General features: G+C 39.3%; 16 protein-coding genes. 5 read left to right on the forward strand and 11 right to left on the reverse strand.

Annotated features, from left to right (window positions below; genetic code table 11):
• Positions 1-35: 35 nt before the first annotated feature.
• Both JWR23_RS10815 and JWR23_RS10820 read left to right on the forward strand, forming a co-directional pair.
• On the forward strand, positions 36-341 hold the full coding sequence (locus tag JWR23_RS10815; RefSeq protein ID WP_299516016.1) for a hypothetical protein: 306 nt from the start codon (positions 36-38) through the stop codon (positions 339-341).
• 2 nt (positions 342-343) lie between these two features.
• Positions 344-1,222 (forward strand): IS3 family transposase, encoded by an 879-nt coding sequence (locus tag JWR23_RS10820; protein ID WP_299516018.1) that lies wholly within the window; start codon positions 344-346, stop codon positions 1,220-1,222.
• A 355-nt stretch (positions 1,223-1,577) separates the two neighbouring features.
• Here the strand turns inward: JWR23_RS10820 and JWR23_RS10825 are convergent, their stop codons facing one another.
• Together JWR23_RS10825 and JWR23_RS10830 are read right to left on the reverse strand one after the other, a co-directional pair.
• Positions 1,578-2,858: a phenylacetate--CoA ligase family protein gene (locus JWR23_RS10825; protein WP_299516020.1), complete on the reverse strand. Its 1,281-nt coding sequence runs from the start codon at positions 2,856-2,858 to the stop codon at positions 1,578-1,580.
• Positions 2,859-2,951: 93 nt separating this feature from the next.
• Positions 2,952-3,824, reverse strand: a complete 873-nt coding sequence (locus JWR23_RS10830) for a PHB depolymerase family esterase (RefSeq protein WP_299516021.1) — start codon at positions 3,822-3,824, stop codon at positions 2,952-2,954.
• Between the two features lie 175 nt (positions 3,825-3,999).
• On the opposite strand from JWR23_RS10830, the gene JWR23_RS10835 reads away from it, so the two are divergent.
• Positions 4,000-4,245, forward strand: a complete 246-nt coding sequence (locus JWR23_RS10835; RefSeq protein WP_299516023.1) for a hypothetical protein — start codon at positions 4,000-4,002, stop codon at positions 4,243-4,245.
• Positions 4,246-4,323: 78 nt separating this feature from the next.
• On the opposite strand, the gene JWR23_RS10840 is transcribed toward JWR23_RS10835, so the two are convergent.
• The 4 genes from JWR23_RS10840 to fdhD form a co-directional block, all read right to left on the reverse strand.
• A complete protein-coding gene (locus JWR23_RS10840; protein ID WP_299516025.1) occupies positions 4,324-4,968 on the reverse strand; it encodes a redoxin domain-containing protein in 645 nt (214 codons plus the stop codon).
• 266 nt (positions 4,969-5,234) lie between these two features.
• The gene (locus JWR23_RS10845; RefSeq protein WP_299516026.1) at positions 5,235-7,556 is read right to left on the reverse strand and encodes an FdhF/YdeP family oxidoreductase; all 2,322 of its coding nucleotides are present in this window, start codon (positions 7,554-7,556) and stop codon (positions 5,235-5,237) included.
• A complete protein-coding gene (locus JWR23_RS10850) occupies positions 7,540-7,908 on the reverse strand; it encodes a hypothetical protein (RefSeq protein ID WP_299516027.1) in 369 nt (122 codons plus the stop codon). The genes JWR23_RS10845 and JWR23_RS10850 overlap by 17 nt, the downstream gene beginning before the upstream one ends.
• Positions 7,892-8,761 (reverse strand): formate dehydrogenase accessory sulfurtransferase FdhD, encoded by an 870-nt coding sequence (fdhD, locus tag JWR23_RS10855; protein ID WP_299516029.1) that lies wholly within the window; start codon positions 8,759-8,761, stop codon positions 7,892-7,894. Before fdhD ends, JWR23_RS10850 begins: the two co-directional genes overlap by 17 nt.
• A 120-nt stretch (positions 8,762-8,881) precedes the next feature.
• Between fdhD and JWR23_RS10860 the strand changes: the two genes are divergently transcribed.
• Both JWR23_RS10860 and JWR23_RS10865 read left to right on the forward strand, forming a co-directional pair.
• The gene (locus tag JWR23_RS10860) at positions 8,882-9,124 is read left to right on the forward strand and encodes a MoaD/ThiS family protein (protein ID WP_299516030.1); all 243 of its coding nucleotides are present in this window, start codon (positions 8,882-8,884) and stop codon (positions 9,122-9,124) included.
• Between the two features lie 108 nt (positions 9,125-9,232).
• Positions 9,233-9,652, forward strand: a complete 420-nt coding sequence (locus JWR23_RS10865) for a molybdenum cofactor biosynthesis protein MoaE (protein WP_299516031.1) — start codon at positions 9,233-9,235, stop codon at positions 9,650-9,652.
• Between the two features lie 68 nt (positions 9,653-9,720).
• Here JWR23_RS10865 and JWR23_RS10870 read toward each other — a convergent pair whose 3' ends face one another.
• The 5 genes from JWR23_RS10870 to moaA form a co-directional block, all read right to left on the reverse strand.
• The gene (locus JWR23_RS10870) at positions 9,721-10,779 is read right to left on the reverse strand and encodes a HesA/MoeB/ThiF family protein (protein WP_299516032.1); all 1,059 of its coding nucleotides are present in this window, start codon (positions 10,777-10,779) and stop codon (positions 9,721-9,723) included.
• Entirely contained in the window at positions 10,779-11,945 is a 1,167-nt protein-coding gene (locus JWR23_RS10875) for an NTP transferase domain-containing protein (protein WP_299516033.1), read from the reverse strand. Before JWR23_RS10875 ends, JWR23_RS10870 begins: the two co-directional genes overlap by 1 nt.
• On the reverse strand, positions 11,926-12,402 hold the full coding sequence (gene moaC / locus JWR23_RS10880; protein ID WP_299516035.1) for a cyclic pyranopterin monophosphate synthase MoaC: 477 nt from the start codon (positions 12,400-12,402) through the stop codon (positions 11,926-11,928). Before moaC ends, JWR23_RS10875 begins: the two co-directional genes overlap by 20 nt.
• Positions 12,403-12,404: 2 nt before the next feature.
• A complete protein-coding gene (locus JWR23_RS10885; protein ID WP_299516037.1) occupies positions 12,405-13,607 on the reverse strand; it encodes a molybdopterin molybdotransferase MoeA in 1,203 nt (400 codons plus the stop codon).
• Positions 13,608-13,692: 85 nt separating this feature from the next.
• A complete protein-coding gene (gene moaA, locus JWR23_RS10890) occupies positions 13,693-14,682 on the reverse strand; it encodes a GTP 3',8-cyclase MoaA (RefSeq protein ID WP_299516039.1) in 990 nt (329 codons plus the stop codon).
• Positions 14,683-14,703 lie beyond the last annotated feature (21 nt).

Consider the following 14,703-nt stretch of genomic DNA (forward strand, 5'->3'; position numbering starts at 1 on the left):
GTCCTGAAATAGGTTTACACAAAAAAGTGTAAACAATGAACAAGAGCAAAGAAGAAAAGATCGTATTTGATCGAATGACAATGGGCGTAAGTATTCGTAACTTAGCTTTAAAGTACGGGGTCTCAGCCAGCCGTATTTACCGAATAGTGAAAAACAATAAAATAACCAGGAAAGTGCAGGCTGCCATTAGCGAGGAATTGCCTGATGACATAGCCTCACTCAAAGCGCTGCTGCGTAAAGAGCGTTTAAAGAACGAGTTGCTGAATAATATTATTGATATAGCAGATAAGGAGCTGGGTGCCAATATCAGAAAAAAGTCTGGCACCAGGCGGTCGGAATAAGCATGCAAATACGCTCGCAGGGATTGCGCGAGCTATGCGGACTGCTTGGTTATAGCTCACAAGCTTATTATCAATATAACCGTCATACAGAAAAGCGGACCTTCAAGCAAGAAGAGCTCATCCAACAGGTATTGGCGCACCGGCGGCTACAGCCCCGACTGGGTGCAAGGAAGCTGTTGGAATTGATGCAGCCTGAGATGGGCCGGGACGCTTTCTTTGAGCTGCTCAGAGAGAACGGACTGTTAGTACGAAGAAAACGGTACCGGGTGCGTACCACTTTTTCAACTCACCGCTTCAGGAAGTATTCCGATCTGACAGATGATCTTGTAACAGAACGTGCGGGTCAGCTTTGGGTAAGCGACATTACTTATATCCGTGTTGGTCGGGACTTTGCTTACCTGAGCCTGGTAACGGATGCCTATAGCCGAAAGATCATTGGCTTCTGTTTGAGCCATGATCTTTCTACGGACAGTTGTTTGAGTGCCCTGCGCATGGCTTTGGCCAGTCGGCTGAGGACAGACCAGCCACTTGTACATCATTCAGACCGGGGTACACAATACTGCAGCCAGGCGTACACCGGGTTATTAAATAAAAAAGGCATTGCTATCAGTATGACACAAAGCGGCAATCCCCGTGATAATGCCATAGCCGAAAGAGTAAACGGAATACTTAAAATGGAGTTGCTAAAGGAAAACTATGATAATATAAATACCGCTTACAAAAGTGTTAAACAGGCCATAAACATTTACAATACCTTACGGCCGCATAGTAGTTTAGATATGCTTACACCTGAAAAAGCACACCAAAAAACAGGACAACTTAAACGCAGATGGCGCAATTATTACCCTGCGGGAGAAATGGAGGTAAGTATGGATGGATAATTGTGTAAACTTATTTCAGTACTAAAATTAAAAGTGTAAATTCAATCAAGTATTAACAACCAAAAGTGTAAACCTATTTCAGGACGGGTCAACCCGCATTTTAAAAAAAAAAGTGTTTCACATCAGGTGTTTCACCCTAAATTTGCAAAAATCGATAAAACCGCATAAAATTCTTGTTATGAGATATTTATACTATTTAACCTAAAGCTTTTGTACTGTTTCAAAGTGTTTCACTCATTTTATTAAATAGCTATATATCAATATGTTAACCTAAAAGAGTGTTTCATGTGTTTCATTATTTTGTGAAACACTTTGTATTGCTTTTTTACGCCATTGTTGGTGCCTCATCCCAGCCTTATACCCGCTTATCAATAAATTTAACAGCCTTACGTACAGACTCAGGGAATTGTATTTTTTGCAGTTGTTCGGCAGTAATATAGGTAACGTGCGGACTTACACGCAACCGGGCCTGTAAATAAGCCCGTATACGATTATCGCAGGCTTTGCTATCATCCAAAGGAAGCAGGTGCAATAAAACCTCATCCATACCTATTTCATTAGAATATACTTCCACCACATAATCACGCACCTCTTCCATTTCATTCAGCAGATCGAACATCGCGGGCGGGTAAAGTGTAGTGCCTTTAAATTTGATCATCTGCTTTTTACGGCCAATTATGGGCGATAACCGCAAACTTGCACGGCCGCAAGCGCAAGGTTCGTCATAATACATGCAAATGTCGCCGGTTTTGTAGCGCAGTAGCGGCATGCCCTCTACCCCGAGCGTGGTAATAGTTAACTCGCCGGGAGTATTTGCAGATACCTGGTTATTATCTTCATCCAATAGCTCAGCGATAACTAATTCCGGCTGCAGGTGGCCACCATGACCCTCGTGGCATTCTGTAAACGCGGTTTGCATTTCGGTAGATGCATAGGTAGAATAGAGTTGTATATCCCAGGCCTCAGTTATTTTCTTACCTAATATATTTAGTGAGAAATCGGTATTACGGATATTCTCGCCTATGCAAATTGCTTTTTTAACAGATGTTTTATTCAGGTCGATGTTGTAATCCTTTGCAAACTGTATCAGCTTTAAAATAAAAGATGGTACTGCAACAATAGCTGTGGGATTTAAACGCTGTATGGTTTCTATCTGCATAGATGGCACTCCGGGGCCCAGGCGGATGATCCCTGCTCCTAATTTACGTAAACCAGCGTAATAGGCTATGCCGGCCATAAACTGCCTGTCGAGCGTTAGCATGAGCTGGTAAATATCTTCGGGCTTTCCATCCGCACAAACAAAGGAGTTGTATTCGTTATATGTTAAACGATTCAGATCATTTTCAGTTAGAGCGATAGTTACAGGGCTGCCTAACGTACCTGATGTAGAAGCGTATTCAATTATCTTATCCCGACTTACGCATAAAAAATCGTCGTTACATTTTTGAAGGTCCTCCTTGCCGGTAGTTGGAATTTTGGCCAGGTCTTTTACAGTTTTAATGGCATTAATATCAATTTGATGCTTTTCAAACAACTCTCTGTAAAACGGCGAATACTTGCTTAAATGCAATAATAATTGTCGCAGCTTTTGCTCCTGATCGGTTTTCACTTTATCTGCTGTAACGGTTATGCTCATATTGTTATGATAATCACAAATAAACCAAAAATACGTGTCATTTCTACGAGGTACGAGGAGAAATCTTAAATAAGCGGGCTAAGCAATCTCTCCCTATCGCACGATGAAAGTAGTTGGTTGATTTTTGAGAGATAATTTATAGGGTTTAAAAAAATTCCATATCTCCTCGCAAGCATTCAGATTACGCGTTGTTTTACCTATAATAAATTCAGGGAAATACTGCCAGCCGCCGGGCCAGGTATGGCCGCCATTGTTAATGGTATAGCTAATAACCTTTAATCCGTTTTTAGGATTATGGTATTCTTCTTTAAGAATACTGGTACCATCATGCGCTGTATCAGGTATATTGGTAACTAAGGGCACTTTATCGCAATCATTTAAGGCAACCCATTTTTCTATTATCTCTTCATGCGAATAAGCCCCCCTTCCAAATAATTTACCCCCTTTGTAAGAAACAACAGGGTCCTTAGTTCCGTGCATGTAAAGTGCAGGCATCGGGCTTGTAAGATCATAACCCTGGCCCATATCTAATGTTGCCGCGACAACTGCAATAGCAGCAATACGCTGATGAAGCTGGCAAGCCAGCCTTGTGGTCATAAATCCGCCATTGGATATACCGGTTATGTATACCCGTTCGGGGTCTGCATGGTAAGTTTTTATAATATAAGTGATCAGATGATCTATAAATTTCACATCATCAATACTATGAATATCAGCACCATCATGCCAGATATTTTTAGATGCCGGGCAAACAACAATAAATTTTTCCCGCTCGGCAACCGGCCTGAAATTTGCCAGATGGAACATCGACTTCGGACTTGCAAAGCCGCCATGTAACGAAATAACCAACGGCATTTTATCGGGCTCATCAGTAAACGGCACATAGGTTAGAAATGAACGCTTGTTGCCATCAATAATCATATCGCCCTTTATCAGTTGCATAGATGATTGTGCCAAAGCTGACATAGATATGAATATTATTATTAAAAAAGTGAACAGCCTCATATATTCTATTATAAAGTTTATTAACAACCAACTATTATTAAAAACGTTTATTTTACCGGTGCGGTTTTATTTAAAACTGTTTGGGATATTTAAAGTTATAGTAATAGCAGAAATATCTGCTTAAATAAATCAAATCATGAAAATTATTAAAGTATTGCTGATTACTGTGATTACAGCAGGCACGTTTGCACTGGCACAGGGCCAGATAAGGCTGCCGCCACCTCCACCTCGTCCGCCATTACCCCGTATACATTTAAGAACTCCGCCACCACCACCGCCACCCGGAAGGATTGTAGTAAGAGGATCGGAAAGACGATCGAGAGGTGTGGTAAGAAGGCATTATTATTACCGTCATGGAGTAAGGCATTATCGTACCTATTAATTAAAAAAGAAAAGAGCCGCTCATCTTAATTGATGAAGCGGCTTTCTTTTCAACTGTAAACCTAAACCAATAGTATTTTTATGCGGATTTTCTGCGGTTACTTGTGAGTGCTGCTTCATAAACAGCATTGATGATATCATCAGCAATAAATGCGCTTGAAAGATCGCGGTCAACATGATCATATACAATATGCCTGTCGGTATCCATAACGTACACAGCCAATAAAGGAACGTTCACATCAATACCCGAGAACCTGTTCCATGTAGGGTCATTTTCTGAATATACTCTGAATTTTCCGGCGATCTCGTTATTAATGTCATGATAAAAATTAAGCGATAAACTATGTTCCCAGGTAATTTTAGCTAATTGCTCGTCTCCTGTCTCATTAGTAAGTATTAATAAATTACCGCCATTTGCCTTTATTTCACTTTGTAGGGCGTTTAATTGTTTTAGTTGATCAACACCACGTTCCTGCCATTGTTTAGAGTAAAAGGCAATAGCCAATGGCTTACCAAACAAATGCTTTAATGATATAGGGCCATGTGTAGGTGCACCATTATAAAAGTTTTTCCAGCGATGATAATCTGTAACCAGATTAATATCCGGTATTAAATTTCCGGTTTTAATGGGTTTTAAAGATTGGTATTTTTTATAAGTAAGGTTATTCTCCAGAATAACTTCCGAAAGATCAAAAAATGGATATTTATTTATCGTAGTTAACATTTTAGTAAAATTGAAAGTTGATAGTAAAAAAGTGAATAGATGCAGAACCGGCTATTGCGAGAATTAACGACAACAATAACACATTCGAATACCAAGATCTGATCGGCCTGATAAAATGTATAAGAAAATGATTATTTTACTGTGTACCATTTGTTTGTTTCAATTACGATTCAAATATACTACTAAATCTATATACTTTATAGTATTTATTTAAAATATTTTTATTTTCCCTATTTAGCTGTTAATTATCACCTTGTTACACAAGATTATCCCTGATGATTAATGTGTTTTTTGATCTTAATGATAACCAATTTTGACGCAGGCGTATTACTTTTTTCGGCCACGGTATCAATGGGCACTAAAACATTACCTTCGGGATAATAGGTGGCCGTATTATGCTCAGGTATATTGTATGATACTATTACAAACAACCGTGCTATACGTTCTTTTCCTCCATGATAATTATACAGGTCCACTTTTTCTCCTGCTTTAAAGCCGCCTTTCTGTATATCTGTTGGGTTCATTAAAATAATACGGCGTTCATTATGTATGCCGCGATATCTATCGTTTAAACCATAAATGGTTGTATTAAACTGGTCATGGCTGCGTATGGTCATCATTTGATATTCATCATCGGCCAACTTATGTTCTGTTAGCTCTACAACAGAAAAACCGGCTTTATTTCCAAATTTTTCCGTTTCAAATTTGCCGGTGCGGGGCGCGTTAGGCAGATAAAACCCGCCAGGCTCACGCACACGTTTATTATAGTTATCAAACCCGGGAATTACTTTTTCAATATCTGCGCGAACCGCATCATAGCTCATGGCATATTTATCCCAATCAACCACAGTACGATCGCCTATTGTGGCTTTTGCCAACCTGCAAACAATTTGATTCTCGCTAAGCAGGTCTTTTGAAATGGGTTCTAATACTCCTTTTGATGATTGCACAACGCCCATAGAGTTTTCGCAGGTAATAAATTGCGCCTCGCCGTTCACTATATCCTTATCACTGCGAGATAGCGTTGGTAAAATAATAGCTTCTTCGCCATGCACTAAATGGCTGCGGTTAAGTTTGGTAGATACGTGAACTGTTAGTTTGGTTTTACGCAAAGCTTCGGCAGTATAATTGGTATCTGATGTAGCCGAAAGGAAATTACCGCCCATAGCAAAAAACACTTTCAGTTTACCATCATGCATTGCTTTAACGGAATCAACCACATCATAACCATGTTCGCGTGGTGGCTCAAATCCAAATACTTCTTTTATTTTATCCAGTTGCTTTTTATAGGGTTTATCATAAATAAGCATGGTACGGTTACCCTGTACATTGCTATGACCACGTACCGGGCATAAACCTGCTCCGGGCTTGCCAATACTGCCTTTAAGTAAGATAAGATTTGCTATTTCTTTAATCGTATCAACCCCATTTACATGCTGTGTAATACCCATTGCCCAGCATATAATTATGCGCCTTTTATCTTTCAGCATATTAGCGGCTTCCCTTACCTGTTCAATGGATACGCCGGCTGCTTCTGCCAAATCTTCTGTTTTATATTGCTGCAGGCTGGCAATCATATCTTCGTAACCAATTGTATTACTTTTTATAAATTCCTGATCGAACACCTTTCCCGGGGTTTTCAATTCTTCTTCATAAAGCAATTTTTCAATCGCTTTAAACAACGCCATATCGCCATTTATTTTTATTTGGAGATACAGATCAGCTAATTGAGTAGTAATACCCATTAACCCCTTTACATTTTGAGGATTTTTAAAACCCATTAACCCCGCTTCATGCAAGGGGTTAATAGCTATGATTTTTGATCCATTCTCTTTAGCTTTTTGTAATGCGGTAAGCATCCTTGGATGGTTAGTGCCCGGGTTCTGCCCCATGATGATAATTACATCGGTATCATAAAAATCATTTAGTGTAACCGTGCCTTTGCCAATGCCAATAACATCACCTAAAGCAACCCCGCTTGATTCATGGCACATATTAGAGCAATCGGGCATATTGTTAGTACCGTATTCTCTTACAAACAACTGGTAAGTAAAAGAAGCTTCATTGCTGGTACGGCCAGATGTATAAAACGCGGCTTCATCCGGCGATGCTAAACCGTTTAAGTGAGCTGCTATTTTTTTAAACGCATCATCCCAACTTATTGGCTCGTAATGCGTAGCGCCTTTTGGCAGATAAACCGGCTGGGCTATCCTGCCTTTTTTGCCAATTTCATAATCATTTAGCTTTGCCAGGTCGGCAACTGAATTTTGCGCAAAAAACTCCCCGGTTAATTTCTTGGTGGTTGCCTCTTCTGCCAAAGCTTTGGCGCCATTTTCACAATATTCGGCAATTGGTGAGCGATCATCATCCGGATCTGGCCAGGCACAGCTTGAACAATCAAATCCACCCTTTTTATTCATGTGGAACAAAGCTTCCATACCACGTACGGGGCCGGCTTCTTCCAAAACATCTTTCATCGCTTCGTATACAGCCGGAATACCCGCCGCCCATTTTTTCGGATCGGTAAGTTTCAATTTTAATAATTCTTCCGGATTCTTGGCTGCCGGTATATCATTGTCTTTTGGCATAATTATTTTCGGCTAATGGGTTTGGATAATTATCACTTTGATCTTCGGCAACATTATCCAGACATGTAAAATCCTTTTCTATTAGTAACTTTAACTCACCATTATTATTTTCAAAACCAACCTTGTTAGTATTTACTAATTCATCGATCATTATTTTGGGTATATACATGGTTACTATATTATTTTTAAAGTCTGCTGATATTTCTTTATCAACTATACCTTGCAAAACATATACCAATTCGTTATTACCAAAGTTTACTTTTTCTTTTATACAGCCTTCTTTAAACAAATTTGCCACATCTGTTTGAGTAAGACGGTAACGTAATGAATTACTATTAATACGTAGTTTCATGAGTAACAGGTAATGTTATGCGATGGGCTGCATTGTAAATATTAAAGCGATTATTGCGTAAAAACCCTACTAAGGTTATGTTAAATTCTTCGGCAAGCTGAACGGCTAAACTTGATGGTGCACCCACTGCAGCTATAATAGTAATACCGGCCATAGCTGCCTTTTGAACCAATTCAAAACTTGCCCTGCCACTTAGTAATAACACTGCTTTACTTAATGGCAGCCAATTATTTTGTAATGATGCGCCTATCAGTTTATCTAAGGCATTGTGCCTGCCTACATCTTCGCGTACCAGCAATAATTTGCCGGATAAGCTAAACAGCGCACAAGCATGCAACCCGCCGGTAGTTGCAAATACTTCCTGGTGAGCGGATAAAATACCCGGTAATTCATGCAATAATTCTGAACTAACCATATTATCATCCACCTGCTGCGAAAACGAACTTATGGTACGGATAGCGTTTATAGAACCTTTACCACAAACGCCACAGCTTGAAGTGGTATAAAAATTGCGTTCTGTATTTTTTAGTTCAGGTATAACCTGTTCGTTAAGGCTTACCTGTATAACGTTTTCTTTATTCTCTGCACAAGCTATAAAGCAATGATTTACATTAGCAACTTCGCCAGCTTGCTTAACTATGCCCTCTGTAAATAAAAAACCCATAGCCAGTTCTGCATCATTACCCGGCGTACGCATAGTAACAGAAACATTTTGTACAATACGTTGATCTTTCGGCCCATATTCAAGCCGTATCTCTAATGGCTCTTCAATAGCCAAAGAATCAGACGTGTCTGTACTAACAGTTGTATAAACTTTAGTAACCGGTAATTGTACTGTAGATTTAATTGGCATTGTAGTACGTATATTTAAATATACAATTCGTTTAAAGATTTGTTACTAATTATTTAACGTAATTTATATTTACATTATTCTATCCATTTCTTGCATATTTGTAGTAATTAGATCATAAAAATGAAAATTAACATATTAGCGTTTGGTATTGCAAAGGACATTTTCGGCGGCCCGTCTGTTAGTCTTGATCTGGCTAATGACGCTAACATATCTAATTTAAAATATTTACTGGAACAGCAATACCCACGACTTAAAAAATTAGCGACCTATATGGTAGCTGTAAATAACGAATACGCTTTAGATGGCGATACCATACACGAGCGTGATGAAATTGCTATTATCCCGCCGGTAAGCGGGGGGTAACAACAAATAACTTCTGTCATTTCGACGAGGATAAATCTATACAGGCGATTAGTAGCATATTGTATAAGATTTCTCACTACGTTCGAAATGACAATAATAATATTGTCATTGAATACACAAATAAAACTATCAGTTTCCACTTTAAACGTACAAGATTGCGTTGACTGGGTTATGTCGCCCGAATGTGGCGGCATTGATGTGTTTATTGGTACCGTGCGTAATGCCACTAAAGGCAAGGCTGTAATTCGGTTAGAGTTTGAAGCTTACGAAAAGATGGCAGTGAGCGAGATGCAGAAAATAGCGCAACAAGCAATTGCCCAATGGCCCATACAAAAAATATCAATTCATCATCGCACAGGAGTATTACAAATTGGCGAAATACCGGTAATTATAGCCATATCTGCCGCGCATCGGGATGCCGCTTTTGATGCCTGCCGTTATATTATTGACACCCTAAAGCAAACCGTTCCAATATGGAAAAAAGAAATATTTGAGGACGGCGAAGTTTGGGTAGCGGCGCACCCTTGATTTTGAATGAGTGAGTTTTGAATGAGTGAAGAGAATCAAGGCAATCCTCTAATCCTAAAAATCATGGTTCAGACAGCCTCAAACCAGGCTTTCAATCCACCTTCCAGAGAAAACACTTTTGCATTTGGCGACTTTTGCATGATAAGCTTTACAGCCTCTCCACTCCTTTTACCTGATGAGCAGTATAATACCTTAACCTTTTCGTTTGTTAAGTAGTTCATATTTTCATCAATTTCATCGGCTTCAAAGTGAATACCGCCAATATCAATTTCATCCCGTTCCCGGTCGGTGCGGATATCTACTAATTCTAATACATTATCTGCTAAGCCTTTTTTTACTTCACTAACTGACATGGTTGGAATATAAACCGTTTCTACTAAACTGGTTATATCTATTTTGGTCACCTTGCCAATTTTAATAACACGGCTTTGCAAAGTTAATGCATCAAATACCAGTACTTTACCAGTAAGTAGTTCGCCCGTTTTAATAATATATTTAATAACTTCATTGGCTTGGATACAGCCAATAATACCGGCCAATGTTGGTATAACCCCACCATCAACACAATTGGGTATTTGAGTAGCATCAACTTTTGGAAATAAGTCTCTATAATTAGGTGATCTGCTACCGTCAGAATTAATTATATTCCAAATGGCAGCCTGACCCTCAAACTGGTATATTGCACCATATACAATAGGTCTTTTCATTAATACACAGGCATCATTTATTAAATACCGCGTATCAAAATTATCTGTACCATCCACTATAATATCGTACTGACTGATAATATCCATCACATTATCAGAAGTTATCCTGATATCATGCGGTACTAATTTAATTCCGGGATTTTGCTGTTGCAACCTTTGGCAAGCTATTACAGCTTTTTTTAATCCCACATCCATAGGGGTATACAATACCTGACGATGTAAATTACTGATAGAAATGGTATCAAAATCGGCAATACCTAAAGTACCTATACCGGCTGCAGTCAAATATTGTGCGGCGGGGCAACCCAGCCCCCCGGCCCCAACAATCAATACGCTGGCTTGTTGTAAAAGCTGTTGCGAGGTTTCACTAAAACCCGGCAGGGCCATTTGGCAGCTATATCTTAAAAAATTGGGTTCCATTAGGTGGAAGCTATTTTTTGGTGGATCTGACGTTTTATTTTTTCAAAATCTTCGGGTGTATTTACATTAGTCAAAGCATCGGTATTCTCAGCCTTTAATAAAGCAATATCGCTATTTATTAAGACCTTGCGCGGACAAGAATATCCCTGCGCCAAAAAGGCCAGCAATATCGGGTAACTCTTAGGCTCCCATATGGTAATTAGCGGTTCGGGGAAGCCATCATGGGCATTCTCATAAGCCGTAGCTATTGCTGACGGATTACGGTTGGCTATTAAATATTGTAAAGTGTTTGCATCTAACAAAGGCAGATCACAGGCAACAACCAGCCATGCACTGTTTGGATTTTCTCGAAAAGCAGACAGTATTGCACCAAAAGGGCCTAAACCTATAAATGTATCTGTTAGCGTATTATAAGTTGTGTCTATTTTCTGCTTTTGTTCTGGCCTGCATGAAATAAATACATCTTCACAAAGTTCCTTCAATATATCTGCCATATAATATTGCTGCTCTTTACCATACCAGTTAAGTGCGCCTTTATCATGTCCCATCCTAATACTTTGCCCACCGGCCAAAACTAATCCGTTTAATATGGGTTTTGCCTGCTGCATTTTCGCTTCGAAAAAGGCAATTATTTTATCTGTTTCTTCTAAACGACAAATAGGTAATTGCTGCCAATTGGGTATGGCTTCTTTTATAAAATCAAATACATCATCTACGTTATCAGCTAATAATATCAATTCAACATTTGTTAGTTGCGCTACTCTTTTTTGCAAGGATGCACTTTTATTATTGTAGATGATCACTACCTGTGCTTTTGCCGGTTGATGATTGCCATTAACCAGCACCATATCATCATCGGCAAATTGTTGTTTAAAATTTATCGGCTTTAAAGCTGTGCTGTGGTTGAACTGATGATAATTAAGCTGATCTGTATACTCTAAAACAGCGCCACCGGCTAAGCGGCCCGGCGGCAAAGTTACTTCGTCATTATGCGAGGTATCAGCATAAGCACATTTATATTGGGGAGACAAGGCATTAATAACTTCATTAGCCAAAAGTTTAATATTAATGCAGGGCGCACCCAAAATTGCCCATTCATTTCGCCCAAAATTGCCTGATACCGGCCTTACCAGCGAAGTGTGTTTTTTATGCTCTTTTGAAATCACGTTTACCTCCTGCTTTTTCTATAAGCTTGGTTTCTTTTATAACAATATCATGGCTCAGGGCCTTACACATATCATAAATGGTTAACGCCGCTATGCTTGCCCCTACTAACGCCTCCATTTCAATACCGGTTTTGGCGGTAATGGTGGCAGTGCAGTCTATTACTACTTCCTGCTTTTCGTTTAGTTGAATATCTATCTTACAATTATCCAAACCTAACGGATGGCAAAGCGGGATCAAATCGCCGGTTTTTTTAGCCGCCATTATGCCGGCAATTATCGCAGTTTGAAATACAGAACCTTTTTTAGTTTGCAGATCGCCGTTAACCAAATGTTTTAAAACTTCATCCGGCAGGAAAACAATACTACGCGCAGTTGCCATGCGATATGTAACTTGCTTTGCAGATACATCAACCATAGTGGCTTTACCGGTTTTATTCAAATGAGTGAATCCGCTCATTGCTATATTTGATTAAATGGCCATATTCTGTAAACATCGCCTTTTTTAAACTCATTTTTCTCTAAAGGGAGTTCCATAAAGGCGTCTGTGTCTACTAAGTTAGCAAAATCACCCGAACCATTTCCTTCTATAGGCATGGCTAAAAGTTGTCCTTGCTCACTAAAATTCAATTTAACTTGTAAAAAATACTCCAGCTGCGGATTAAACGTAAAATCCTGGTCTAAAACTGCATAAACTGTCTGTTTAGGCGATACATTTAATGAGGTGTTTAACCACGGAATAAAATACCGCTCCATACACATAAAAGTAGCAACAGGATTGCCGGGGAAAGCAAACACTACCACCCCATTATCATGCTTACCAAACCAAAATGGTTTGCCGGGGCGTTGCTGTACCTTATGAAAAATCTGCTTAACCTGTAATTCTTTTAATGCCTGCGGGATATAATCAAACTTACCCATAGATATACCGCCGCTTAGCAGGATCACATCATAATTTTGCAAACATAGTTGTAACTGTTGCTTAATAACTTCAGGATCATCAGGAATATGCAGCATACCAGCCTCAAGTCCTAACTGAGTTAAAACCGCTCTTACCATATAATTATTTGACCGCCTGATTTGGTATGACGATGGCATGGCAGCAACTTCCACCAATTCATCGCCTGATGAAAGAATGACAACTCTTGGTATTCTCTTAACACGTAACTCTGTTTCACCAACTGATGCTACCAAACTGATAACCGCAGGGGTTATTAGCTGGCCGGATGTTAGTATAAGTTCGCCTTGTTTTTTATCAGCACCTTGGGTATGAATATTTTGGCCCTTTTTAATCTCGCTGATCAGCAATTTTGCCTGGCCATCACTTATTTCAATATCCTCATATCTGATAACGGTATCAAGTGAAGCAGGTAAAGCTGCTCCAGTCATGATCTCAATACATTCATCAGGTTCATATATATCTATTGGGACATCCCCCGCGGCTTGTGTAGCTTTAATTTGGAATATATTAATTCCGTTTTCAATAGCTTTATAACTCACTGCTATACCGTCCATACTTACCCGGTTAAATGGCGGCAGGTCACGGTCGGCTTTTATATTTTCGGCCAGTACCCTGCCTAAAGATTCTTCAAACAAAACAATTTCTGCTCCAAAGTCTCCGGCGTTTGCCAATATTAGCTTTTCGGCTTCATTAACCGTTATCATGTTTATTTAGTTTAATGTTGATTGAGTTGGATTGGGTTGATAAAGTTATCATTATATAACCATTCACTTAATCAACCAAATCCAACTACCCACCAATAGTAGCCATTGATTCATGAACGCCGGTTTTTTCAACCCGCATCCGCTCTGCTACCCATCCGTTTTTTACCCTGTGGTTAAATGCGTTCAATAAATTCTTTTCTAATTCATTATCGCTCAATCCGGACCGCATCAGATCCTTAATATTTAATACGCCATCATCATATAAACAATTCTTCAATGTGCCCTGCGGCGTAACACGTATACGGTTACAAGTACCACAAAATGTACGCGAATAGGCAGCTATTATACCAACACTACCCTTATGCCCCGGAATATGGTAATTGTATGATGTAGAATACGCAGGATCTGTTAATTTCTGTATGCTTGGAAATTTATCTTTTATCTCCTCTAAAATCCTTACATAATTCCATTGCAAACCACGGTTAGAAGCTTCATCACCATTAAAAGGCATTTCTTCAATAAAGCGCACGCTTACCGGCAAATCTTTGGTCAGTTCAACCAGGGGTAGTATATCCTGCGTGTTTTTGCCGTCCATTACTACCGTGTTTATTTTAACTTCTATATTGTGTTTTAACAACTCATCTAAAGTTGCCATAACATTTGTAAATTCATCACGGCGGGTAATGGTAAAAAACCTGTTAGCATCTAAAGTATCCAAACTCAAATTAACCGATTTTATACCCAACGCTTTCATTTCAGCAACATGCGGCGCTGTTAATACACCATTAGTAGTCATGCTAAGTTCCTTTAGCCCATCAAGTTTTGACAAGCCGGATAGTAATTTCATAATATCCTTACGTACAAAAGGCTCGCCACCGGTAATGCGTATTTTTTCAATACCCATCTTTACCAGTAAGGCACAGCTGTGCAGCATTTCCTCGTAAGTCATCAATTCGGCTCGTGATAGCCAGTTCAAGCCATCTTCGGGCATGCAATAAAAGCAACGCAGATTACACCTGTCTGTTACAGCCAGGCGCAGGTAATTAACTCTTCTGCCGTGATTATCCGTTATCAACACTCAACCTCCTATAAGATA

The sequence above is a fragment of the Mucilaginibacter sp. genome (genome assembly GCF_028288205.1).
In the GTDB taxonomy this organism is placed as follows: Bacteria; Bacteroidota; Bacteroidia; order Sphingobacteriales; family Sphingobacteriaceae; genus Mucilaginibacter.